The sequence below is a fragment of the Labrys miyagiensis genome (genome assembly GCF_030160835.1).
Lineage (GTDB): Bacteria > Pseudomonadota > Alphaproteobacteria > Rhizobiales > Labraceae > Labrys > Labrys miyagiensis.
The window spans coordinates 199,170-223,712 of sequence record NZ_BSPC01000011.1 but is presented as its reverse complement, the minus strand read 5'-3'; the positions used below and the strand labels follow the sequence as shown (position 1 = coordinate 223,712).

Below are 24,543 nucleotides of genomic sequence, written 5' to 3'. Positions count from 1 at the left end.
TACGCTTAAACGCGCTTTGCTCCAGGGATGACCCTTGCCTGTCTCGCTAGAAACAGGATACAAGACGGCTGGCGCGGGTGTAGTTCAGAGGTAGAACGTCAGCTTCCCAAGCTGAATGTCGTGGGTTCGATTCCCATCGCCCGCTCCAAGAAATCCCCTTAAGATATCAAGCTTAGCGAGCACCCGGCCGTTTTCGATCACCAACAGGCGCCCATCCAGGCCGGGTGCTGGCTATTTTTGTTTAGTTTCGGGGTAAATTCGTCAATTTCTTGCTTCAACCAGAAGTAGTATGTCGCGGGGGTCATGCAAACTGCCCCCTTGACCTGCCAGACGGTCATGCGCCCGCCACCACCACGTGGAGGCGGCTGCGCACCCCCGGCCTTCACCCGATAGGCCGGGGGTTTTTGTCTCTGACGCAAAATTCTGAGTTGGATGGGCGACACCGTCCACGAGCGAAGCGTGCTCGCCGCGCAACCGCTCCGCTGCCGGGCGGCGCGCCTCATGCGTCGGCTCGATCCTGAAGCCGCCAAACCGCTCCCGGAAGGTCTGCGCCGTAGCATCTGTCTTGAAGCACAAGACGATGTGCCGGGTCGTGCCTTGGCCAATGGTCTGCTGGTGGCGTGCGTCGCTCAACGTCTGGCGGAAGTCGCATAGTGCTCGGTAGAAGGCGCAGCGTTCCCGGCGATCCGTAAGCGCACTTGGCGTAGGAGCGACCTGCCGTTCATCCATAATCAGCGGGCCTCTCCGTGCCGCCGGCGGCACGCGGTTGATGACGTCCATCCGTCCATCACCAGCGGGCCGAGCTTGAGGTCGCGGGCGGCCGTTGCATCCGTTTTGTATCGCCTCATTTCGGCTTGCCGCGCTGCTTCTTGCTTTGCGACTGAGGCTTCGGCGCCGCCTTGACGACCGGCGGAGGCGCGGCCTCCACGGGCACCAGACCCACGCCAATGGCGTAAGGCCGCCAGCGATTGACGACATGCTGGTAGAAGATGTCGAAGGTTACGCGCGGCGAACTGTCGAATTCCCCGGTGACCCGCAGATAGCCCTGGGGGGTCATCGCCGGCATTTGCGAAAACTTCGCTGTTGCGATGCCGACCACCGAAAAGTCGAAGCCCTGCTGGCGCATGTTCTCGAAGCTGGCGGCCAGCCGCTCCGGCGAATTGAGGGATTGCGAATCCGGGGCGCATATATCGCGCAGCACGGTGTAATTGCCGGTGAGATTGGCATCGTTCACCGCCAGGAGCACCGTCCTCACCATGGTCAGCAACTGCTCCGGTGCCGGTATCGCCGGAGCGCTCGCCGGCAACGCGACAGAAAGTGGCGGCGGCGAACCCTGTGGGGCGGGCTGAGGCTGCGGAGTGATTTCGCTTGCCGGCGGAGCCGTCTGGGCACTTGCCTGGCAAAGTCCAAGCAGCAGTAGGCCAACAGCCAAGCCAAAACGTCTCAACACGTCAAACCCATCAATCATACGCGGCAATCGTTGGCGAGCAGGTCACCACGCTAACGTCATGCCGACTCGCCCGCCAATCTGAGGCTTGCCGTTGAAACTGCCAGCAATGCCGCCGTTCAGCACGACGTTCGGATTCACCCGGTACATGCCCATCATGGAGAAGGCCTGGGCGCTCTGATAGAAGCCGACATTGGTGGTGATGGCGAACTGCTTGTTCTCCGGCAGATACATGCCGCCCATGGCGAAGGCCATGGCGACACCGCCATCGAGACGCTTCACCGCCTGGTTCAACTGGTTCACATTGTTGGCGATATTGTTGATGTTGTTGAGGGCGTTGAAAATGGCGCCGCCATCGGTGGCCAGGTTGCCGTTCGAATCGGTGGTGACGACCTGCAAGGCGCCGGATTGGGCGGCCTTGCTGGCGCCCGAGGCAATGCCGGGCATCGTATAGGTGTTGGTGCCGGTGCCGACCACCACCTGATTGTTGCGGGTCGCGGTCGCGCCATTGCCGATCGCCGTGGCATTGGTGAAGGAGCCCGTCGACGCACCGTTGCCGACCGCGGTCGACCCGGCGCCGTTGGCGACCGTATTCTGGCCGAGCGCTACCGCCCCGGCGCCACCGGCGCTGGAATTCTGGCCGAGTGCCACGGCACCCGTGCCGGCTGCGTTGGCATTCTGACCCAGCGCCACCGCGCCGGTACCCAAGGCTTTGGCGCCCTGGCCAAGCGCCACCGCCTTGTCGCCGGCAATGGCACCGGCACCGATGGCGACCGCATTGTCGAATGCACCGGTCGAGGCGCCAGCCCCCATGGCGACTGAATTATTGCCGGTGGCCGTCGCCCCATTGCCGCAGCCGAGCGAGGAGGTGGAGGGCGCATTGGCGCCGCTGTTGTCGGCGGTTATGGCGTTCACCACACTGGCTGTACCTGCATTGACGCCAGTGACAAAATCGCCATTGGTCGAAGCGACCCCGCTGACGAAGCTGCCGTTGGTCGAGGTGGTGTTCACCCCGGTCAGGGCGTTGCCGCTACCGGTAGTGACCGAGCCGCTGGTCAAGAACGAGCCCGCGTTCGAGGTCAGACCGACACCGGTCACCGCATTGCCACTGGTGCCATTGAAGCTCGCGCCGGTGACGAAGGCGCCGTTGGTCGAGGTGGTGTTCACGCCGGTCACGGCATTGCCGCTTGTCGTCGAGAGGGTGGTGCCGGCAGTCAGGAAAGAGCCGTCGGTCGAGGTGGTGCTGACACCCGTTACCGCATTGCCGGTGGTGCCGCTAAAACTCGCGCCGGTAACGAAGGCGCCGTTGGTCGAGGTGGTGTTCACGCCGGTCACGGCATTCCCGCTCGTGGTCGAGAGGGTGGTACCGGCGGTCAGGAACGAGCCGTTGGTCGAGGTGGTGCTGACGCCCGTCACCGCATTGCCGGTGGTGCCGCTAAAACTCGCGCCGGTGACGAAGGCGCCGTTGGTCGAGGTGGTGTTCACCCCCGTCACCGCATTGCCGGTGGTGGACGAGATCGTCGTGCCCGAGGTCAGGAACGAGCCGGAGGTCGAGGAGATACCGGTCACCACATCGACCGACGTCAGTGTTCCGCCGCTGAGTACCGTGCCGCTGGTGATCGCAGCCCCGCTTTTCACCACCGGGCTGTTGCCGTCCTGATACCAGTCCGGCGTCGGGCTGACAGGTACATATTGAAGGGTCGCGCCGGCGAGATAACTGACCGTGGTCGTCGACCCGGCCGACACGCCCGTAACGGCATTTGCCGTGGCCGCAGTGAGGCTCGTCGACTGCACGAAAGCGCCATTGGTGGTGGTGGTGGAAACACCGGTCAACGCATTGCCGGTCGTGGCGCTGATCGAGCCGCCCGTCAGCACCGAACCCGTCGTGCTGGTGGTGGTCACCCCGGTCAGCGCATTGCCGGTCGCCGCGTTCAGCGTGGCATCCTGGAGGAAGGAGCCGGTGGTCGACGTCGTCGAAACACCGGTCAGCGCATTGCCGGTCGTGGTGTTCACCGAACCGCCCGTCAGCACCGAGCCCGTCGTGCTGTTGAGGGTCACGCCAGTCACGGCATTAGCGGAACTGCCATCAAAGGCCGCGCTTTTCAGAAAGGAATCAGCGGTGGACGTGGTGCTGACGCTGTTGACGGCGTTCCCAAAGGTCGGGGTCACGGCGGTCACCGCCTTGCCGGTGGTGGCATTCACGCTGTCGACCACATTGGTAAAGCCGGCCGTCACGCCCGTGACGCAGGTGCTGGCGGTGGCCCGCGGTACCGCAAAGGCAGAAACTGTAATGGTGCTGGCGGAAAGGATCATACTCTGCGTCGGACTCCAAACGAGCCCGGTGGCCACACTGGTATTCAAAAGCAGGCGTCCGACCCTCAGCATGTAGATTCCCCAAGGTTATGGCAGCCCATTCAATGTCATAAAGCCAGCGAATCGCAAGGGGTGTGTCCATCTTTATTTACAATTCGATAAATATCGCTACGGCCTATGACTCAAGGGAATCTGCTCAGGTCAACGCCGTTTATATCGCGAGAGGTTTTCCCGATAGTCGGGATCGCGTACAGCGCGTTTTCGGCGGACCTTGAGGCTGTGCTTGTCGCCGGCCCGTCGGACGAGGTTCATTGCCGTTGTTTGGCAATAGCCAAGTTCTGCTGGCCGCGACCGGCTTGTAATCGCGTCAGATCTCCGTCGAAGACAATATCGAGAATCCAATGCAAGCGGTTTGAGCTACTGCTAAGATGAGGAAAGGATTTCGAAATATACTCAATGGTAAGGGGGCTACGGCTATATGGATTAGAACTTGTAAACTCAATACTGGAGCGGTCGACGCTTCGTGCTTGTCGACAGCAAGCAAGCGCTCTGTGCTGCTCAAAAATGAGCATAGAAACGGATCGGAAAATTGCGGGAAGCCCGATGCAGGCTCGGGACAAAAAATCCCATGGCGGTTCGCCCATGTTCTCTCGCGTTGAGATCGAGCCGCGCCATGTTAGAAAGCGGAGCTCAGTTCCGGGATATTATGCTGGGGGTGAAAATCATGTCCCGCATCACCTACTACGTCGTTATTCCCTTCATCCGCACGCCCGAGGGTGAGCTGCTCGGCCTTGAGGCCGAAGAAGCGCCCGACGTATCGAAGGCGAAGATCCATGCATTCAACATGGTGGGCGATACAAGAGGCGAGGACACCATCGTCGGCGCCGTCGCCTTCTCGAGATCGGGCGATCTTGGGACCGGCCGCTTCGAAGACGCTTTAATTCTGGCGCGCTATGGCGAGACGCCGGAGGATGTGGAGGGGATGTGAAAGGGGCCCCGACGCGCCCCACCAGGTCGAGGTTTAATGTCCAGGGGTCCCGGCCAGGCAGCCGCGGTTGGGTACAGACACCCTGACCGGTCCCAGAAGGTAATATTTTACTGTTTCCCGACTAGCAAACAATAGCACGGTTGAGAGAGCGTTGCCACTATTTTGACACGTGCTGGCCACTTTCTGGTCACGAGGGAGCGCTGCGACCAGGGCTGCGACCAGACCAGCGGGTGCGACGAGCCTCACCACCTGTAGCGCAGGCCGACGGTGCCCTTGACGGCGTAATTGCTGCCGGCATCCGAGGCCAGGGCCGCGCCATAGCTGGCCTCGCCGTTCAGGCTCCACTTGTCATTCCAGGCATAGGTCCCGCCGAGGCCGATCTCGCCCCACAGCCTCTTCTCCTCCTGGTCGATCTCGGTGCTGTCGACCTCCACCGAGGTCCCGTCCAGGAACTCGTAGCTGAGATTGGCGACCCCATAGAGCTGCAGGCGCCTCGTCTGGCCGTCCTCATCCTTCCAATTGTCGAGTTTCTCGAGGCGCAGGCCGCCGCGTCCCCTCAGGCTGTCGCCCTTGCCGAGTTCGTTGAGCGAGCCGTTCTCGTCGGTGAAGCTGTCGAAGTCGACATGCGTCCAGGCCAGCTGGGCCTGCGGCACCACGGCCCACCCAGAGCCTATGGCGAAGCGCTGGCCGACTTCCAGGCTCAGCGCCGAGGACCAGCCCTCGTCATTGCCTGTGGTCTGGTTGGAAAGGTCGCTGTCGTACCAGGTGAACTGGCCGATGCCGTCGGCATAGAGCCCGTCGCTGCCGAGCCAGGTCGTGGTCGCGCCGAGGCCGTAGCCCGTGCTGGTGATATGGGCCGTGCCACGTGCCGCGCCCGTCACGGGATCGCGCGTCAGGTCGATGTCCGCCCGCGAGGTGCCGACAGTGGCATAGGCGCCAAGCGAAAGATCGCCGGCCGCGGATTCGTAGGCCGTGCCCTCATAGCCGGCCTGCGTGAAGCCCAGGCTCTGGGTGTAGGACGAGCCCGTCTTGGGGTCATAGGAGGAATACTGCCCCACGATCCGGCCCCAGGCCCCGGCGCCGTAGATCACCGGCCCGGCGGGCGCGTAGCGCATCGCCTCGGAGGGCGGCAGGTCGGCGGCGAGCTGGGGCGGCGTGCCCCCAGGCCAGACGCGATTGCCGTCGCGCTGGGCCAGCGTGCCGAGGCTGGCCAGCGCATAATTGCCGAGGATGTCGGCATAGGGTGCGGTGGTCTGTGCGGAGGCGTTGAGGGTCGGGCCGCCATTCGCGCCGGCGCTGCGCAGATACCAGTCCTGGTCGGCGGCATTCATGAAGAGGCCATAGTCAAAGGCGCCTACGGCGACCGCATGCGCAAGGCGGAAGGCATCCGCCGTCGACGTGCCGTCGACCTGGACAAGCTGGATACCATTGGCCGCGGTCAGCGCGCCAGGCCCACCCACATTGCGGATATCGAGCAGCGTGCTGCCCGATGCGTTTCCGTTGATGACGAGGCGATCGGTGGGCGACCCGTCAGCGCCGAGATACGTGTTCAGGGCGATCGTGCCGCCCTGGCCGACATAGTTGCCGGTCACGGTGAGCGTCGTTCCCGGCGTGCCATTCGCCGTGTTCAGCGACACTAGGCCGGCATTGGTGAGGCCGGCGACGGTCTGGTCGATACCGGCCAAGTCGAGCTGGGCGCCCTGCGCGACGCTGAAGGTCGAGGCGGCGCTGAAGGCGCCCGCAGCGCCTGCCCGAAGGGTGCCGGCGTTCACCTGCGTCGGGCCGTTGTAGGTGTTAGCGCCCGTGAGCACGGTGGTACCGGTGCCATCCTGGCGCACCGTGCCGGTGCCGGAGATGACGCCGCTATAGGTCAGGGTGTCGGAGCGATTGAAGGCGAACACGCTGTTGTTGGTGATATTGCCGATGATCGAGCCGGACGTTCCACCATTGCCCAATTGCAGCGTGCCTGCACTGATCACCCAGTTCGTGACGGCCGTGCCTGTGCCCGTCAGGGTCCAGGTGCTGGTGCCGGTTTTCTGGAAGCTGTCGAAATTCTGGTATTGCGTGCCAATGGTCGAGACATCGAAGGTGTCGTTTGCCCCCCCGCCGAGGGTGAGCGTGTTGGCGTTGCCGCTTCCTCCCACGACATTGCCGTTGATCACCGATCCGGCCTGGAGTTCGAGGCTGATATGGCCCGCCGACCCCACAGCAAGCTGAATGGCGTTGGCCTGCCCGGCGCCAGCGCTGATGGTGCCGCTGTTGATGATATCGAGATTGTTGCTGGAGTTGGTGATGATGGCTTGCGTCCCAGCCCCACCCTCGATCGTGCCGCTCGCTGTATTGACGATCTGGCCGCCCCCGGTGCGCGCAAATATTGCTACGCCATTGCTGAGCAAGCCCGCCCCGCCGCGGATCGTTCCATTGTTCGTCAGAGTGACCGTACCACCGAGCCCGCCGAAGTCGACCCCGCCGCCTCCGCCGCCGAGTACACTGCTCCCACCTTGAATCGTGCCGTTGTTGGTCAGCGACGATCCGGACCTAAGTTGCACGCCGCTTCCTCCGGCTCCAGCGCCTGGGGGATTTCCGGTGCCGGTCCCGCCCGTTATCGTGCCGCCGTTGATCAGGATCGAGCCATTCGCCAAGTTAGCCCCGTTGGATCCCGTAACGCCATTGGCGCCGACCAAGTTACCCAACACGCTTACCGGATGTGTCGCGCCATTGAACTGCGTCCCCACCAGGGTGAACCCTTGGGTGTCGATGGTAATCGGATTATTCGAGGCGGGTAATATAGTGCCGGTTATTCCAAAACTGGCGGTCATTTTGATGACCGGGTTCGGATCATTGTTGGTGTTGGCAAGGGCGATGTCGGCCTGGAGTGCCGCCTGGCTGTCCGCTGTGTATTCCGCGGCTAAAGCCAGCGCCGAGGGCCAGCAACCCAGGATCAGCGCGGCGCCGCAGGCGTTTGCCAGGAGCCGTTTCCTCGCGGATTTAAGTAAAATAATACCAATAGCGCGTCCTAGCGGTCGCATAAAAAATTCCCCCAAATCAGCGGCTTAAATGCCAGCATTGGTGGCAGGAACGCATTTGTCAGACAAGATGCAGGCGGTAAAGTGATACGCTATGTTTAACGATGTAGCGCTCCGGCAACACCCCGTACCAGGTCGCGTCGCTCTATCATCGAAAGCTGGCAGCGTGAGCGAACGGGGGACGGCCGAGATTGCATTGGCCGTCGCCAATAGTGGGGAATATGAACAAGCCCAGTGAAATGCCTGCCCTCTCCATCACGCTCAATGGACGCAAGTCGAGCATTTCGCTCGAAGACGCGTTCTGGCAGGCGCGCAAAGATATCTCGAATACGCGCGGGATTGGCCGTCGGGAACTCATGGATCTGCTTGATCGGACGCATGAACACCAACCTCTCACCTTCGTGGTGGTGGCCTCTGGGATGCGCAGAGCGTGGCGACGGCGGTGTGATCGCAGTGGGTAATGCAGGTATCGCTGGATGAGAGGAGGATCAGCCGCCACTTTTTGTGGCATCTCCATCGAATGCAGTTGTCTTCCTTGCATTGAGGCAGATAGTCTAATTTTACCAAGGCTGATGCGGGAGATCGGCAGAGCCGGGGATCTCACGACCTGGACAGGCTTCGAGAGGCGAGCATGCAGCTTTTCATTCTCGCTCTAGGCGTCCTGTTGCTGGCGGCAATCGCCAGTTACATGACGCGAAGGCGCGCGTCCGTCATCGATAGCGCCACAGAACCAGCCTCCTGTGGCCCCGCCCCCGCAGATCAAGAACCGGCGACTCGATTGGGCGTCGGAGCAAAGGGTGCAACGCCTTCTCCCTCGACATCGCCGGTAAACCCTTCGATTACAGATTCCGAGCCTAACTTTGCGCTATCAGTCCTCGTAGCTGACGCAACCGATAATATTGCGCTGGGATATTTAGCTGGCGGATCCGTTATTGGCGCCGTCTTAGGTTATGAACTCGCTGAACAGCGCAGCGCCGAGAACGCCGTTACTGACGGTGACAGAACAAGCGTCGGGTCTAATGGATCGTTTGGCGATACAACAACAAACACGTGTGACACCGCTTTCACGAGCAGTTCGTCAGATTCAGATGTGGCGATGCAGGGAACAGGTAGCGTGTGCAGTTTCGGAAATGTATCTAGCTCCTTTGACAGTTCCTTACCTTGATCTGACGCCGCACAGTGCTCTCTTATTGCCAAGCTGACCGAGACTGACCCACCGCAACCTGATGTTTACCATATAGTTTAACCTGCCTCGTCCTGCCGCCGCGTGGCGGCACAATTCTGACATGGCCACGCCCCGCACTCCTCGCCCGACGCATGCCCAGCCCGATATCCCGCGGGGCGCCGCTTCGGCGTCTGCATTTGTTCGCCCAAGCTGTGGCGATGACTCGCCACAGAATTAGCCCCAACTGTTGGCGTCAAAAGTGACGTTGTGCTTAGTAGCCATCGTCATAAGACGGCGGCGGGCTTCTATATCCGTATGGCGGGGGTCTATTGTAGTTGTAGTTGTAGTCGTCATAGTAGCCCCCATTGTAGTAGCGGTTGGGGTTCTGCGCCGGATGATGCCTGGTCCAATCCGTGACCTTGCAACCGCCCTTGCTCGTGAGCTTGGAGCCTGGCGGGCAGTAGCCCCCATGGTACCGAACTTCGACGGTCGACTTCGAATCCGAGGACGAGAGCGGGGCTGTTGGGACGGCCAGTGCCGAGCTTGCAGCAAGCAGGCCCGCCGTAAAAATACCAAATTGCAGTAATCGAGACATCTTCGCCTCCTTTTTGAGGTGCACGCCACAGTAGCGTTCGAAGATTGAATTCCACCTGAACAAAAAAGTTCCTCGGCGTTCACGCTCGCCGGGATCGAGTTCCGCGGCTGGACGGATGATCGGACGCAGCGACATGCCTCGTTCAAGGGATTGCGAGAAGAGGCTGATCTTCGGCCCGCGGCGCCGTTTTTCACGGAACCGCGGACCTCCTTGGCTCAGTGCATGAGGTCCCAAAGCGTTAAGGGGCTGTCCCCACGAAGCGTTGGATCATTGCCAGGGTCTTCGCCGGGGCAATATTTGCCGAGCGGGAGGGGATTGGTGCCCCTTCCATAGGCGCAGGTCTGGGAATCCCACCAGTAATAGCCCGGCGGCAAATTGGCGCGAGCCATCAGAGCTGCGATTCTGGGTGTCGGTTGCGCGCCATTTACGATGTAGGGACCTTGTGCATTGGCGACAGAACTGATCGCCACAAATGCCAAGGTCGCGACGAATGCGACGACTTTGGAATGAGTGATCATTGTCATTTCAAGCCAACTCCTAGGTTCAACCCGATAGATGGATTGCAGCCTAAGATTGGCAAAGTTGCTGTGCCCCGTCAGTGCCGCGCGGTACACGTGAAAGTCGCAGAAACTGGCCTTAGAGCGTTTCACATTCAAACCGAATCAGCAAGAATCGCAAATTGCTTCTGATTTCAATGAGCTAGGCTAGAAAAACGTTTCGTCTTGAACGCATTTTGCTCTAGCGGTAAAGCAATATGCTTATCGTTATTATTTTGCCGCTCTGTTGCGCGCCGGCAACTGGACCTGCCAGAAGGCGCTGCGGGGCCATTGGATCATGAACACAAAAGCCCCACCAGCCCGAACGACCTTTGCCGATGCCGAATGCAAACGCGCGCTGGCTGGCGGGGAGGCAATTGAAGGCATCCGCGCGGACCGCAACGCTAGAGCAAAATGCGTTCAGGTAGGAGCGAATTTCGAAATTAACTTGCTGGTATCAAAAGCATTTTGCGATTCTTGGTGATTCGATCTGAAAGTAAAGCGCTCTAATCGCCGGTCGGCGTTTCTCCGTAGCGGGCAAGAACGACGATGTCCTCAAAGGCGCCGCTGTCATCCCTGTCTCTGGAGAACACCACGGCGCCGACGATGCAGACATCTCCTTCAGTTCTTCCAACCGAAAAGGAGGCTTCCCGAAATGCCGCATAGCGGGTAGGCGCCGACTTAGGCTCCAGCGCCACCAATTCATTACGCTCGTCCCGAACAAAGGGCACGACCACGTAAAAGGTATCCGCAGACACGGATAGCTCCCAACTATCGAGTTCCGACTGGCAACAATAATCGCCAAATCTTTAGCCGACTAGTGCTCTTTGCGGATATTACAAAATAGTTGGTCAGGCGGAAATTACAAAACCGTAAGTTGAAGATCTCCGCAATTGTATTACGGTTTTGTTTGCCGAATGCCCGACATCGGCTCCTACAGATACCGGCCGGCCATCGACTCCAAGCGGTGGTCGGCCGCTTCCTGTGGCTCGCCCCTCCCTGCGGGCCACCCCTTGAAAACCCTCAGCTCTGACGCCCTTCAGCCATGCCGATCGGTCTCATAGGGCGTGCCATCCTTGTGCACGAACCGGCCGTCGGCGTTGGCACTCATCATGTCGATGTCCGAACAGGTGGTGAGGTCGGCGGGATGACGCGAGCCGACTTCGAGGTAGACGGCCATCTCGCCCGATCTGTTGATCATATGATGGCCGTTGCCGGAGCCCTTGGGAAAGGCCGCGCAATCCCCGGCGCGCAGCAGGGTTTCGCCGTCATCCTCGATCAGTGTCAGTTCGCCGGCGAGCACATAGACGAATTCGTCCTCATGCGAATGCCAATGCCGCTGGCTCGACCAATTGCCCGGCGGCAGATGCATCAGATTGATCCCGAAATCGATGAGGCCGCCGGCATTGCCCAGTCGCTGGCGCACGCGTTCGGCACAGGGGCCATCGAACGGTGGGGGATATCCCGAGCCCTGGCGTTGCGGAACAACTGCAAGGTCGATCCTGGGCATGCCGAGCCTCCCAATCTTCGCTGACAGGGCCTATGGCTAGCATAACTCAGTAAACTTCAGAGTATAAGTGCATCGCCTTGTAGGCTGTCCTTCCCTTCGCCCTCGCTCGCCAAGGGGTCGTTAAAAATAAGTGAATCGGAATGTGGGTATTAAGATTGCATGAGAGGCGCGGCACTAGAAGCGCTCATTCTTAAACGATCCCTCGGTTACCCGGTCAAACCCTCGTCAGCGACCAGATCAATCGACAACACGCCGCGCGACCTCCTCCGCCGGTGATATACACCGTTGGCGTTCGTTGACACAAAAAGAGAACGGATCTTGACTTTCATTCGGTCCCATGTTTTATTCCCTAACGGAACGAGGCGTCAGCAGCCGGCGCAGGAACAACCCGGCCCCGAACGCCTCCATCCACCCCGACAGCCTGTCCAAGCGGCAGGCGCGCGGCGGTCCTGCTTCTCTCGAAGCCGGCCTCCAGGGGTGACGAGCGGGACAGACGGGATCGGCACCCCATGGAAGTGCCACGCGATCCCTGGATGGAGCGTGACGGGCTTGAGCCCGGCAACGCCTTCGTCCCATCTCCCGCCGATGCGGTGAAGACGGCTCATGCCACTGTCCGGCCAGGACTGCAGCGCTGAGCCCCTTCACCGAGCCGGCTGGTCAGGTTCGGATGGTCCGTGCCATCCGCTCTTGGCTCGCCTCCGCCTGCAGAAGGCGGAAAAACAGGTGGCCTTGCACGCCTTGTCAGCGTGCCGGGCAACCGGAACGGGGCGATGGCGGCCTGCACCGACAGTGCGGCCTGCATCTTCCATGATCCTGCCTTCACGGCTGCCCTGCAGCCGCCATCGCCCGGTCTCCTCATCAACCCAGCCCGGGAGGGCGTGGGAACGAGAGCGTTTGCGCATTGCGGTGAGAAAACGTCGCGCTGAAAATACTTATTTTTTAACGATCCCTAGAGCGAAATGCGTTCAGGCAGGAGCGGATTTCGAAATTAACTCACTGGTATCAGAAGCATTTTGCGATTCCTGGTGATTCGATCTGAAAGTAAAACGCTCCAAGTTCGCGAGTGGCTCAGTGATCGGATACGCGCACCAGGATCGCCGCAACCAGCGAAGCAGCAAGCAGAATCCCAATCGTCAATGTCAGTGGAGTCGAACCGTCTATTATCACCGTGCCAGGCCCTCAATATTTCTTCTTGTCAGACAAATTTATGATGCCGGCGCGGCGCGGTGGTCAAGATCGGGGGCCATGCCAAAGGTATGGTTCTTGATCATACCTTCAGCGCACCCCCTCTCTCATCGCCTTGTTTTGCCCGGCTCCAACGAAAACGCACGGCAAAACGCACGAACGTTCGGATTTCCTTCACAGCCAATCCGCAATCAGATCCGCCGGTACCACACCGGCTGGAAGAAGCGCGATGGCGCCGGCGAGAAGCAGGCGTGCCTGCTTGAACTGGCCGACGCGCTGGATCCAGCCGGCATGGGCGGTGGAGACCAGGAAGTGCCAGCCCTTCGCCTGCTGGCTCCTGGCGATGTCGAGCGCCCTGTCATAGGTGCTGCCGATCAGCTCGGGCGCGGCGCCTTCGAGTTCGAGGGCCTGCGCCTTGGTGACCTCCAGGATGCTGGCGAACTGCCGCTCGCCGTTGCGGGCGATGCGCGCTTCCTGAGCCGCGATCTCCTCGAGCGCCTCCCCGCCCCTGCCGGCCTTCACCAGGAGCTCGGCCCTGAGCGCGCCGAACCAGGCTTGCCAGGCTTCGAAGCCGGTGGTCTTCCAAAGCGCGATGCCCCGCTCGAGCATCGGCAGTCCCTCGGCGATATAACCCCGATGCGCGATCACCCAGCCCTTGACGATGGTGGCCATGGCGACGAATTCGGGAAAGCCCTGCTCGCCGGAGAAGTCAATGCAGCGCTCGGCATAAAACAGGGCATGCTCCATGTCGCGGCGCATGCAGGCGATCACGAAATTCGCCAGCATGGCGAAGCCTTGGGAATGGGGCTGCTGCAGCTGTTCGGCCAGCGGCAGGGCTTCCTTCACCAGGGCCCGCGCCGTCTCGGCATCGCCGCAGGCGAAGCTCGCCAGAGCAAGATAGAAGCGCCCGAACACCCCGAAATCCATCATGTAGCGCGGATAGAGCCCGCCATGTTCGGGCGGATCGTAAAGGCCCACCGATTGCTGCAGCAGGCGGCGGCTCTCCTGAGGCCGGCCGGCGTGGAAGAGCACCATGGCGAGCATGTTGTTGCCGGCCATGACGAATTCAGGCGTCGGCTGCGTCTGCGCCGTCGCCACCAGTTCCAGCGCCAGGCGTTCGGCGAGATCGAGCTCGGTGCGCGCCCAGTGGAAGAGCGCGAGGCCGTAGGTAACCGGGAACTGGGCCGGCTGGCCTGGCAGGAGCTTCATGGTGTCGAAGGCGCGCCGCTGCACATCCCCGAACAGCGGGCTGCCCGGCCCGTTCCGCACCATCTGGGCCGGGCCCAGCAGCGCCAGCAGATCGAGTTCCGCCAGTTGCCGCGCCTCCCCCTGCTTCGCCTCGCCGAGGCCCTCCAGGCCCGTCTCGAGATGCGCCACGGCTTCGGCCACGCCGCCATGCTGGATGGCCTGCACGCCGGCGCGCAACCACCATTGCGCCGCAGCCAGCGGATCGCCCGCCGCCTTGAGATGACGCGCCACCAGTTCGGGCGAATCCGGTACGCTGTTCTCGGCATCCGCTATCAGCTGCGCGGCGACGCGGGCATGCAACTCGCGGCGATCGCGGGCCAGCAGGGAGGAATAGGCCGCGTCCTGCACCAGTGCGTGCTTGAACGCCAGCACATCGCTCTCCTCGGAGCCGGTGACCAGGCCGGATTCGAGCAGTTGCGTGATCTCGTCCGCGAGGGAGGCCGCCGGGACGCGCGCGACCGCGGCCACCAGCTCGACGGGGAACTCGCGCCCGATCACCGCGCCGATTTGCGCGACGGTCTTGGCTCGGCCCAGCCTGTCGAGCCTTTCGGTGAGCAGGTCGCGCAGGGTCTCGGGCAGGTCGGAATCGACGCCGTCCTGGCCGGCATCGACGATCATGCGGGTCATCTCCTCGACGAAGAGCGGCACGCCATCGGTATGGGCGACGATGCGGGAGACCACCTTGGGCGCAAGGCTCGATCCGGCCGTAAAGGAGGAAACGATGGCGGCACTTTCGCTGCTGCTCATCCTGCCGAGATTGAGGGTGGTGACATTGCGCCCCTCGCCCCAGGGGAAGGGACGGCCAGGCCTGGAGGTGCCGACCACCATCAGGGGCGCGGCCCGCGCCTGGCTGGCGATCTGCGCCGCCAGGGCTCCCGAGGAGGGATCCATCCAGTGCAGGTCCTCATAGATGAGCAGCACCGGCGCCCGGGCGGCGGCGCTCGTCAGCAGGCGCAGCAGCAAATCGAAGGTGCGCTGCTGCTGCAGATGCGGGCTCATCACGAGACGGGGCACATCCGGGCCGGGCGGGATCGACAGGAGAGGCGCCAGCAAGGCGAGGGCCTCCTCGCTTTCCTCGTCCTCATCGCTCAGCAACGTGCGCAGCTTGGCAATGCGGGCCGGCGGTCCGTCATCCGCCTCGATGCCGCAGATACGTTCGAGCAGGTCGATATGCGGATGCAGGGCCGTGTTCACCAAAGTGGATTGGCACTGCATCCACAGCACCAGATGCGGCTCGTCCGCCAGCCGCTCGGTGAGGGCATTGGCAAGGCGGGACTTGCCGATACCGGCCTCGCCATAGATGGAGACGAATTCGGACTGGCCCTGGCGCGCACGCGCCCAGCATTGCGCCAGGATCTCCTGCTCATGGGCCCGGTTGATCATCGGCGTGCGAGCCTGGCGCAGCCGGCGCTCGAAGCGGCTCTGGTCGCGGATTTCCCCACCCACCACAAACACGCGGGCGCGCTGCTGGAAGCCCTTGAGATCGTGCAGGCCGATGTCGCGGAGCGCGAAGGAGGTCGAGACCAGCTTGTAGGTCGACTCGGCGATCACCACGCCATTGGGCGGCGCGACATGCTGCAGGCGGGCCGCAAGATTGAGCGGGGAACCGACGAGATTGTCCTCCAGGCCCTCGGCCGCATTCTTCTGGGAGGCAACGACCGTGCCGGTGGCAATACCGACCCGGACCTGGAGCGCCACATCCTCGGGCGCTCCGAACTGCTCGCCCAGATTCTCGACGGCACGCACGATATCGAGGCCTGCGCGCACGGCCGCATGGGCGGCGTCCTCCAGCGCGACGGGATGGCCGAACAGGATGCGCATGCCATCGCCGAGCCGCGCGCTGACAACGCCGCGATGACGCGCGGCCACGGCGGTGATGGTGCTCTGGTAGCCGTCCATCAGGTCGACGAGATCCTCGGGATCCATCCTGTCGACGAGCTGGGTGGCGCCCACCACATCGGCGAAGAGCACGGTCAGGAGGCGGCGTTCGCCGAAGGAGAGCTGCGCCACATTGGCCGCCCTCCCGTCCGGAGCCTTTTCAAGCACCGGCAGCGGCGCCTCCTCCTCGAGACGAACGCCACAGCCACCGCAGAAGCGTGCCGCGGCGGCATTCACATAGAGACATTCCCGGCAGATCCTGCTCACGCGCCTGGCACCTCCGCAACCATCAATGCACCCTGAAACGGGGCTGGACGAGCGCCGGATGACCCGACGCATTGTTGAAATTACTCAGGGCGAAGGTCAACAGCATATCGTAGTCGAGCCCGACCGCACTGACGTCGTTGGCCTTGTTCTGCGCCTCCTTGCCTGGCCGGTTGGCGAACCACCACGACCATTCGCGCGAACCCGGCGGATAGAGCAGGAAGGTGTCGCCGTCCTTCGGGAAGATCTTGTTGGGCGAGGGATAGAGATTGGCGACGAAAGGATATTGCGACGTGCCGTGGCAGCTCATGCACGAGGAAGCGCGCACGCCACTGCCGGGAATCTGGCCGTTGGTGAACACGATGCCATGGCGCAGGGACACGTCGATGGGCCCCGACAACCGGCCGCCCCACCCCAGGGTCTTCCTGGCATAGTCGGGAGCGTCTGGATTGATCCAGGTCTCCTGCAGCTTGCCCGAAGGGCCGACGCCATCGGGATATTGGGCAAGTTCGGGATCGTTGCCCCACATGGCGCCCAGCGCCACCAGCCGGTCCCAAGGCCGTGGGCCGGGCGCATTGAACTTATAGACCCAGGTGATGAACACCCACCCGGTGTCGGGTGAGGCGATGGAATCCTTCACGATGGCATCGAACTGCAGCACGCGCAGTTCCGTCACCTTCGGCGTATTGGAGGGAGGATTGGGATCATTATAGGGCTGGAAGGGCGGCCGGAACACGTGCCAGATGGCCGAGCCCTTGACCACCGGCCACTGGCTCTCGGTGGCCGTCACCGCACCGGCCTTGATGACGAGGGCCCCCTCGGGAAAGTCAGCAGCCCGGGCATTGGGATTCAAGGGATCGGCCCAGACCTTGCGAAGCATCAGGGCTGCGACGGGATCGTAGTAGATGACGGTATGGTTCTGCATATCCGCGAGCAGGTCGGGATAGGCCAGCTGCATCTGCTGCCCGGTCTTCAGCATCATGGCCATGGCTTGTAGCTTGAAACTGCTGCCCTGGATGACCTGCCCGGAGAAGGAGCCGAGGATGGCCTCGCGCCCACTGGTGGAATCGGTGGCGCCGGTGCTCGTGGGGCTGCCTTCCCCAGTCCAGGGCATGCTGTACCAGTTGGTCGCCGCCGGGTCGAACTTGTCCGGCCTGTCGATCATCGCTTCCATCGAAGGCTCGAGGAACTGCTTCAGCGCATCGACGTAGAGCCCGGCCGTGTCCGGTGTGAGCTTGCCACGCAACTGCGGCTGCTTTTGCCTGAGGTCTTCGAGTTTTTTGAGCCACGCACTCTCCGCCGTCTCCGGATAATTGTAGTTGGAGACACGGTAGGGACCCTGCCACTCCTGCGCGGTTGGGTAGAGACCATTGTTGGCGGCAAAGGGATCCGCAGCAAAGGCGTCCGGCATTACCCAGAGAAAGCCGGTGAAAATCAGGACCGCGGCCAATCCCAGGTCACGTATACTATATCTTAAGGCTCGTCTCCAGGCTGACATGGCAGCTCATCTCCGCGAATTGAAAGGTCACACGGCACATTTGTTACGACAGGGACGATATTGATACGAACAATCTTCCACCATTACCAAAATCGGAAGGCAGTACAGCAAATTTCAACCTGACAACCATTTTACTCCAGCATGGAATCAAGACAGCATACTTATTCTCAATTTTTGCGAAAGCCCTTCTTATCCAAATAGCGAAATTCAAAACTGAAGGGCAATTGAAACCAGCCCATGCGGAGTGTAATGCCGGCAACAACGCCTTCACAACTGCGCTCCGACGGCCAGAATGCCCAATTTATAAGCACAACCCTCAAGAAACGATCAAAATTATTTAAAACCGAAAGATTAGAGGCCGATCGGCTCTCCACCTGCCCGGAAGAGGCAATAGGGTTGGCTCGGCCGATCGCGGGTCAGAGTCCTCATCCAGTCATATTGGGGCGCGCGCGCGAAGAAAGCCGAGGCCTGGAACGGCGTGCCGCACGCCCGCCCCCAGCGTCCCTGCAGCGACAATTCCCTTGCCATGGCCCCGGTGGTCACCTTGCCGTCGAGGGAACCCCAGGGATAGTAGGGAGCGTGGCCGCCGCCGAAATTGCCGGGATCCACATCGATATGGCCGCAGATCGTACGCCCGCTCGGCAGGTCGTTGCAAGTGTAGAGGTCGCGATGGTCGGCCAGGATGGCGCGGGCAACGGAGGCGTCGATGCGGCCCTTGTGCTCGGCCATCAGTTGGTCGAACCGGACGCGTCGCCCGCCGCTTTCAAGGATGTTGTCGTATCCAGAGCCGCCGGTGTCGAGCACCCGGATCGGCACCGACAGCGGGATGTTACAACTGCAATAGGCCCCTGAAGTGAGCGGTGGCTGCAACTCCTCGTGGGCCTTGGTGAGTTCGTAGGCGGCAATGCGCCGGCTCGGAGCCTCTGCCAGCAGCCAGCTATTGGCGTAACCGCCATTGTTGCCCTGCCGGAACAGCTCGACCCAATTTTCGATCGTTGCCGCACGCTGGCCGGCGCGGCGCGCCCTGAAGAAATAGGGCAATCCCTCCGGATCGAAGCCGGACGCCGAGATCGAGGTGGAGGTGACGACGAGCCCGGCCGCATTGAGGCCGAAATCCATGCTGCTGGCGATATAGCCCGGCACGCTCTGCATGAGGATCGGCATCCCCTCGCCCGTCGGCGGCACCAAGTGGATGACGACGTTGTAGAAATCGCCGTTGGCAAAGCGTTGCCATGTCGTGTGCGCCGCCACGATCTCCCCATCCCCGGTCCAGGCCCCCGTGGCGATGAAGGCGCTGCAATGGTGTGGGTGGAAATGATGAACCGTCGAAAAGCGTCCGCTGGCGACGATCTTTTCCAGGCGACCGGGATCGCCAGGAACAGGGACGGCCGGCTTGAGCGCCCCGGACATCACTGCCGGCAGCCATTGGCAGATCAGTTCGGGATAGCCGTTCCAGCCCAGAATTTCGTCGATGGTGATCTCGGCAGCATCGGCCGCGCGATTGGCGTTCGCCCCATCGACGATGCCGCGCAGTTCCTCGATCGCCGCGCGGCCGGAACCGTCCGCCAGCCTGCCCTGGTCGTCACCAGCCAGGCGGTCGAGCCACATCGCGCGGGCATTGGCAGCATACCAGGAGAAGGGCAGCCCCGTATCCTGCCATAATAATGCGCTGATACTGTCCAGTGCACTTCTTATCTCTGCGGCAAGAAGAAAGCCGTGATGCCAGCCCCGATCATAAGGCTCCCCTTCGACGTGAAGATACAGCCAGCCCTTATATTGACAAAGAGACCCCGATCCGGACCTGCCGGTGGTTGGAGACTGCAGTTTCTTGTCCAGGGACATTGCAGAATAGCTCCAGGATCTTCCATCTTCACGGTATAGTTGCGGCCCGCCCTGCGCAAGCCGCTTGACATCTCGCTCAGGTTGCACTGCTGCAACATTCCATCCGCAAAATCGGCAAGGCCATCCAGCCCCACGCCATCAGGCATCATGATACCTTCCGCGCATGAGCTGACGTTTCGTAAAATCGGATGAAGATTCAAAATCTTGTTGTTAAATCACAGGCGTGTCACAGGATTTCCCCATACGAGATGGGGATCAATGCATATACGGAATCGGGTGGTGCGATGAGCAATCCCACGGATCTGCATGAAGGCAATGATTGCCCGGTCGTCACGCCGCTCCTGACCCGGTTTCGAGGCCTGACCACGCCGGATCATCGCCGTTTCGCGGTCGCCGAGTTCGAGTTCGAAGGCGGCACCATCATTCGCATACCAATCGCCAGCGAGGTGGTTGCCTCGTTCAGCTCGGCGCTGGTGACATGGATGTCGAGGACCGCGCCGGGGGGCGTGGTCCGGCATTGACGCTTTCGCTCACCGGCGATGATGCCGCTTGTCGGTCCACTTGAATTCGGTGGGCGCAGAGACGCAGTGCTCCGCGTGCCTCAGCCAGATATAGCCTGACAGGACGACCACCGCGATTGCGACGTCGGCCATCAGGATCTTCCAAAAATAGGGCAGCCAGAATGCAGCCAGGAGGGCGGCTGCCTCCTCAAGATAGCTGTTCATCCGACCGTCTCCAACCTTTCCTCGACAAGATACGAGGAAGCAGGAAGAATGCGCGCTCAGCCGGGCAATTTGATGTCATAAACGGTCATTCAGGATTAAAAGGCGGCAATAAAGCCGTGCTTTTGGCCAAGAATGCCTTCCGAGATGGCGATTCTCGCTTCCAGACTCTGGAAACGCCGCTATCGATATTTCCCTAGCGGATCTTCAATAACGGCTTCGACCATACAAAAGGACGTCTACGCGTAGACGCCGCTTTACTTTGGATCTTTATTTCGACGCGCCTTTGCAATTCTTGACGATTCCGTCAAATCGCAAAACGCTTTAGAAAGCTCGCGAGGTTTGCGCCGAGTTCATCGCAGACATAGCCGCCTTCCTGGACGATCACCATCGGCAGGCCGAGCCCAGCGATGCGCCCGGCGATGGCGGCAAAACCCGGCGTGGTCACCGAGAGCCCGCCAAAGGGGTCGCCCTCGAAGGCGTCGAGCCCGAGTGCCACCACCAGCGCGCCCGGCGTGAAGGCGGCGATATGCTCCAGCGCCCTGTCGAGGGCGGCGAGGAAGCCTTGGTCGCCGGTCTTGCGGGCGAGCGGCAGGTTGAGATTGTAGCCGAGCCCCTCGCCCTCGCCGCGCTCGTCCGCATGGCCCCAGAAGAAGGGATAGAAGCGGATGGGATCGGCATGGATGGAGACGGTGTAGACGTCGCGCCGGCCGTAGAACAGGCCTTGCGTGCCGTTGCCGTGATGAAGATCGACATCGAGGATGGCGACGCGCTCATGCCGCGCCCTCAGCGCCTGCGCAGCAATGCCGGAATTGTTGAAATAGCAAAAGCCTCCCGCAAGATCGGCGAAGGCGTGATGCCCGGGCGGACGGCAGAGCGCATAGGCGGCCCGCTCGCCGCCGAGCACGAGCTGCGCGGCATGGAAGGCCGTGTGTGCGCTTGCCAGAGCGGCCTCATAGGTTTCAGCCGAGATCGGGCAGGCCGTATCGGCCATGTGGTAGCCCGCTTGCCCGACGGCGGAAGCAGGATAGGCGCCCTCGCGGCGGTCGGGATGGATGTTGGGGATCACCTCGGCCGAGGCGCCCTCGATATGCTGCCAGCGCTCATAGATGCGGCGCAGGAAATGGATGTAGTCCGGCGTGTGCACGGCGGCGACCGGCGCAAGGCCGGTATCGGGGGGCGCGACCTGGGCCAGGCCGAGCCCGAGCGCGGCCTCCAGCAGGATGTCGCAACGCCGCGGCACTTCCGGATTGGGACGCTGGGCACCGCTGGAGAGGAAGAAGGTCGGATCGTGCCGCCTCTGGGCCTCGCTGAACACGACCTTCATGCCGACTCGCCTCCCGTCAGGAAATCGGCGGAAGTCTTAGCCGAAAAGTCTGCCTGCGGAAGACCGTTCAGTTCAGCCGGCGGCCGCTCTCCTCGTCGAAGAAGTGCAGCACTTCGGCATCGCCCTTGACGGAAACGACATCGCCCACCTTCACCGGGCTGCTGCGTGGGAATTCCACGGTGATCATGCGTTCGCCACCACTGTCGAGGTAGCCGAAGGTCTGTCCGCCCAGGCGCTCGACCATGGCGAGCTCGCCGGTGAACCAGGCTTCATCCGGATAGCAGGGCGACAGGTCCTCGGCCCGCACGCCGAGCACGATGGGCGTGCCCGGCGCCACCGCGAGGCCAGGCGTCGGTACTTTTGCCTTGCCGACCGCCAATTCCGCGCCGCCACTCGCAGGCAAGGACAGCGTGTTCATGGTCGGGCTGCCGATGAAACGGGCGACGAACAGGCTGGCGGGGCGGTGATAGAGGTCGAGCGGCGGGCCAACCTGTTCCATGCGCCCGGCATTCATCACCACGATACGGTCGGCCAAGGTCATCGCCTCGACCTGGTCATGCGTGACATAGACGGTGGTAGCCTGGATGCGCCGGTGCAGCTTGGCGATTTCCAGGCGCATCTCCACCCGCAGCCCGGCATCGAGATTGGAGAGCGGCTCGTCGAACAGGAAGGCCTGCGGCGCGCGCACGATGGCGCGGCCCATGGCCACGCGCTGACGCTGGCCGCCGGACAATTGCCCCGGGCGCCGCTCCAACAGAGGGGCGAGCTTCAGCGTATCGGCGGCTTCCTTGACGCGCTTGCCGATCACCTGCGGGTTCTCGTCGCGCATGCGCAGGCCGAAGCCCATATTCTCGGCCACCGTCATATGCGGGTAGAGCGCGTAGTCCTGGAACACCATGGCGATGTTGCGCTCGGAGGGCGAGAGCGCGTTCACGATCCTGCCGCCGATGCGCATCTCCCCGCCCGTGATCTCCTCCAGCCCGGCAATCATGCGCAGCAAAGTCGACTTGCCGCAACCCGAGGGGCCGACCAGCACAAGGAACTCGCCCTCGGCGATGTCGAGATCGACGCCGTGGATCACCGTGTGGCCGCCGTAAGACTTGCGAATCCGACTGAGGGCAATGCCCGCCATGCCATCCTCCCCGATGCCGCCTTTATCCCTTGGAGCCTTTATGGCCCTTGACGCCATTATCAATATCAATAATGATAATTGCAAGAGGCAACCGGCCGACCGGGCTTGGAGAACGAGGACCGGCCGGAGAACGACCTGCGGAAGGGAGAGACATGAGCGACCGGCCCACATCATCCCGCCGCTTCGATCCGCCGCTGCAGGCTGGCCGGAACGGCCGCGCAGTCTCAGTCGCACGCTCCGCGGCCGCCTTCGATGCCCTCAAGCACGACATCATGCTCGGCGAGCTCGCCGCCGGCGAACCACTGGTGGAACTGGAACTCGCCGCCCGCTTCGGCTGCAGCCAGGGCACGGTGCGCGAGGCCCTGCTGCAGTTGCAGGAGGAAGGGCTGGTGCGTCGGCGCGGCCATCGCGGCACGCAGGTCTCCGACTGCACGGCGGACGAAGCCGTGGAGATGTTCCGCGTGCGCCAGCAGATCGAATGTGCCGGCGTGTTGCGCGCCCTGCGCAATCCGAGCCGCGGCCTGGTCCCCGATCTCAAGGGGCTGGTCGAAGCCATGGAGAACGCCGCGCGGGACGATGACGAGATGGAGCTCGCCGCCTTCGACCGCGACTTCCACCGCCGCCTGTTCCGCGATGCCGATCTGCCGGCGCTCGATCCGATCCTGCATCGCTGTCTGATCCACAATCACCGCTTCAAGATCTCGCGCAGCGAGGGCAGGCGCGATCTCGTGCTCACTGCCCAGCGCCATTGGCCGCTGGTGGCGGCGATCGAGGCCGGCAACAGCGCCGCGGCCCTGGCCTCCCTCGAGCATCACATCGCCACCATCGTCGATTTCGGCCCCAACGTCTTTCCGGGAGCCGGGCAATGAACACCCTGGTTCGCGACCCTGCCGTGGAGCATCTGCCGGGGCGCCTGTCGCCCGAGCTGGCACGGCTGCTGGCCGCCATCGACGCCGAAATCGGCCCGCAGCCCGACACGACGATGCTGCCACCCGCCGAGGGCCGCGCCCTCGCCGCCAGGCTCAACCAGCGCTGGAACGGCGACCTGCCGGCCATGGCTGCGGTCAGCGAGATCGTCATCCCGGCCGATCCCGTGCTGGCTTCGGCCGATTGCCGCGTGAAGGTGCTGATCCCGCCCCAGTCCGGTGACGGTGCTCTCCTCTTCGTCCATGGCGGGGGCTTTGCCTTCTGCAGCCCGGAGACGCATGAACGCTGTGCCCGCGTGCTCGCCGCCGAAACAGGCCTGCCCGTGCTGCTGCCGGACTACCGCCTCGCGCCCGAACACCCCTTCCCGGCCGGCTTGCACGATGTCGTGGCCTGCCTCGGCAACGTCTTCGAAAGTACCGCGGCGCTGGGCATCCGGCCCGGCCCCCTGCTGGTCGCGGGCGACTCGGCCGGTGCCAATCTGGCGCTCGCGGCGCTGCTGTTCAGCCAGACCCGGGAGCGCAAGCCGGTCGACGGCGCCCTGCTCTTCTACGGTGTCTACGACGCCGATTTCGAGACGCCCTCCTACCAGCGCTTCGCCGAAGGCCCCGGCCTCACCACCGGGCGGATGCAGCGCTATTGGGACTGGTATCTCGCCGACAAGACCGCGAGGACGGCGCCGCTCGCCGCGCCCCTGCGTGCCGGCGACGAGGCGCTGCGTGCCCTGCCGCCGCTTTTCCTGCTGGCAGCGGAGATCGATCCGCTGCTGTCCGACACGCTCAATTTCGCAGCGCGCCTGCGCGCTCTCGGGCGCCCGGCCGAAATGCATGTCGTCGAGGGCGTCACGCACGGCTTCCTGCAGATGACGCTTCACCTCGCGGCCGCGCGAGATGGCCTCAAGACAGCCGCCGCAGCGGCCAAAGCCATGATCACGTCCGGCTGA

19 protein-coding genes and 1 tRNA gene are annotated in these 24,543 nt (G+C 62.6%); 7 read left to right on the top strand and 13 right to left on the bottom strand.

Annotation, left to right across the window (positions count from 1 at the left end; all coding sequences use genetic code 11):
- The first annotated feature begins 73 nt into the window (after positions 1 to 73).
- Positions 74 to 148: transfer RNA gene (locus tag QQL24_RS07465), tRNA-Gly, on the top strand.
- 696 nt (positions 149 to 844) lie between these two features.
- Here QQL24_RS07465 and QQL24_RS07460 read toward each other — a convergent pair.
- Together QQL24_RS07460 and QQL24_RS07455 are read right to left on the bottom strand one after the other, a co-directional pair.
- Entirely contained in the window at positions 845 to 1,258 is a 414-nt protein-coding gene (locus QQL24_RS07460; RefSeq protein WP_284311297.1) for a hypothetical protein, read from the bottom strand.
- A 234-nt stretch (positions 1,259 to 1,492) separates the two neighbouring features.
- Positions 1,493 to 3,760 carry a YadA family autotransporter adhesin gene (locus tag QQL24_RS07455; protein ID WP_284311296.1) on the bottom strand — a complete coding sequence of 756 codons (2,268 nt, stop codon included), beginning with the start codon at positions 3,758 to 3,760 and terminating at the stop codon, positions 1,493 to 1,495.
- 724 nt (positions 3,761 to 4,484) lie between these two features.
- Here QQL24_RS07455 and QQL24_RS07450 point away from each other — a divergent pair.
- A complete protein-coding gene (locus QQL24_RS07450; RefSeq protein WP_284311295.1) occupies positions 4,485 to 4,748 on the top strand; it encodes a hypothetical protein in 264 nt (87 codons plus the stop codon).
- Positions 4,749 to 4,990: 242 nt separating this feature from the next.
- Here QQL24_RS07450 and QQL24_RS07445 read toward each other — a convergent pair whose 3' ends face one another.
- A complete protein-coding gene (locus QQL24_RS07445) occupies positions 4,991 to 7,567 on the bottom strand; it encodes an autotransporter family protein (protein WP_284311294.1) in 2,577 nt (858 codons plus the stop codon).
- A 428-nt stretch (positions 7,568 to 7,995) separates the two neighbouring features.
- Between QQL24_RS07445 and QQL24_RS07440 the strand changes: the two genes are divergently transcribed.
- Entirely contained in the window at positions 7,996 to 8,235 is a 240-nt protein-coding gene (locus QQL24_RS07440; RefSeq protein ID WP_284311293.1) for a ribbon-helix-helix domain-containing protein, read from the top strand.
- A gap of 975 nt (positions 8,236 to 9,210) precedes the next feature.
- Here the strand turns inward: QQL24_RS07440 and QQL24_RS07435 are convergent.
- The 4 genes from QQL24_RS07435 to QQL24_RS07420 form a co-directional block, all read right to left on the bottom strand.
- Entirely contained in the window at positions 9,211 to 9,534 is a 324-nt protein-coding gene (locus QQL24_RS07435; RefSeq protein ID WP_284311292.1) for a hypothetical protein, read from the bottom strand.
- Positions 9,535 to 9,749: 215 nt separating this feature from the next.
- Entirely contained in the window at positions 9,750 to 10,058 is a 309-nt protein-coding gene (locus QQL24_RS07430) for a hypothetical protein (protein WP_284311291.1), read from the bottom strand.
- A 518-nt stretch (positions 10,059 to 10,576) separates the two neighbouring features.
- Positions 10,577 to 10,828, bottom strand: coding sequence for a hypothetical protein (locus tag QQL24_RS07425; RefSeq protein WP_284311290.1), 252 nt, complete (start codon positions 10,826 to 10,828; stop codon positions 10,577 to 10,579).
- Between the two features lie 281 nt (positions 10,829 to 11,109).
- Positions 11,110 to 11,580, bottom strand: a complete 471-nt coding sequence (locus QQL24_RS07420) for a cupin domain-containing protein (protein ID WP_284311289.1) — start codon at positions 11,578 to 11,580, stop codon at positions 11,110 to 11,112.
- A 509-nt stretch (positions 11,581 to 12,089) separates the two neighbouring features.
- On the opposite strand from QQL24_RS07420, the gene QQL24_RS07415 reads away from it, so the two are divergent.
- Positions 12,090 to 12,215 (top strand): hypothetical protein, encoded by a 126-nt coding sequence (locus tag QQL24_RS07415; protein WP_284311288.1) that lies wholly within the window; start codon positions 12,090 to 12,092, stop codon positions 12,213 to 12,215.
- A gap of 724 nt (positions 12,216 to 12,939) precedes the next feature.
- Here QQL24_RS07415 and QQL24_RS07410 read toward each other — a convergent pair.
- From QQL24_RS07410 to QQL24_RS07400, 3 genes are all read right to left on the bottom strand, one after another.
- A complete protein-coding gene (locus tag QQL24_RS07410) occupies positions 12,940 to 16,158 on the bottom strand; it encodes an ATP-binding protein (RefSeq protein WP_284311286.1) in 3,219 nt (1,072 codons plus the stop codon).
- Positions 16,159 to 16,180: 22 nt separating this feature from the next.
- Positions 16,181 to 17,605 (bottom strand): hypothetical protein, encoded by a 1,425-nt coding sequence (locus QQL24_RS07405; protein WP_284311285.1) that lies wholly within the window; start codon positions 17,603 to 17,605, stop codon positions 16,181 to 16,183.
- 399 nt (positions 17,606 to 18,004) lie between these two features.
- Entirely contained in the window at positions 18,005 to 19,495 is a 1,491-nt protein-coding gene (locus QQL24_RS07400) for a C45 family autoproteolytic acyltransferase/hydrolase (protein ID WP_284311284.1), read from the bottom strand.
- Positions 19,496 to 19,779: 284 nt separating this feature from the next.
- On the opposite strand from QQL24_RS07400, the gene QQL24_RS07395 reads away from it, so the two are divergent.
- Positions 19,780 to 20,016, top strand: a complete 237-nt coding sequence (locus QQL24_RS07395; RefSeq protein ID WP_284311283.1) for a hypothetical protein — start codon at positions 19,780 to 19,782, stop codon at positions 20,014 to 20,016.
- A 9-nt stretch (positions 20,017 to 20,025) separates the two neighbouring features.
- On the opposite strand, the gene QQL24_RS07390 is transcribed toward QQL24_RS07395, so the two are convergent.
- The 3 genes from QQL24_RS07390 to QQL24_RS07380 form a co-directional block, all read right to left on the bottom strand.
- A complete protein-coding gene (locus QQL24_RS07390; protein WP_284311282.1) occupies positions 20,026 to 20,220 on the bottom strand; it encodes a hypothetical protein in 195 nt (64 codons plus the stop codon).
- 304 nt (positions 20,221 to 20,524) lie between these two features.
- Positions 20,525 to 21,544: a histone deacetylase family protein gene (locus tag QQL24_RS07385; protein WP_284311281.1), complete on the bottom strand. Its 1,020-nt coding sequence runs from the start codon at positions 21,542 to 21,544 to the stop codon at positions 20,525 to 20,527.
- 67 nt (positions 21,545 to 21,611) lie between these two features.
- Positions 21,612 to 22,676, bottom strand: a complete 1,065-nt coding sequence (locus tag QQL24_RS07380; RefSeq protein ID WP_284311280.1) for an ABC transporter ATP-binding protein — start codon at positions 22,674 to 22,676, stop codon at positions 21,612 to 21,614.
- 152 nt (positions 22,677 to 22,828) lie between these two features.
- Between QQL24_RS07380 and QQL24_RS07375 the strand changes: the two genes are divergently transcribed.
- Together QQL24_RS07375 and QQL24_RS07370 are read left to right on the top strand one after the other, a co-directional pair.
- A complete protein-coding gene (locus QQL24_RS07375; protein WP_284311279.1) occupies positions 22,829 to 23,545 on the top strand; it encodes a GntR family transcriptional regulator in 717 nt (238 codons plus the stop codon).
- The gene (locus QQL24_RS07370; RefSeq protein ID WP_284311278.1) at positions 23,542 to 24,543 is read left to right on the top strand and encodes an alpha/beta hydrolase; all 1,002 of its coding nucleotides are present in this window, start codon (positions 23,542 to 23,544) and stop codon (positions 24,541 to 24,543) included. Before QQL24_RS07375 ends, QQL24_RS07370 begins: the two co-directional genes overlap by 4 nt.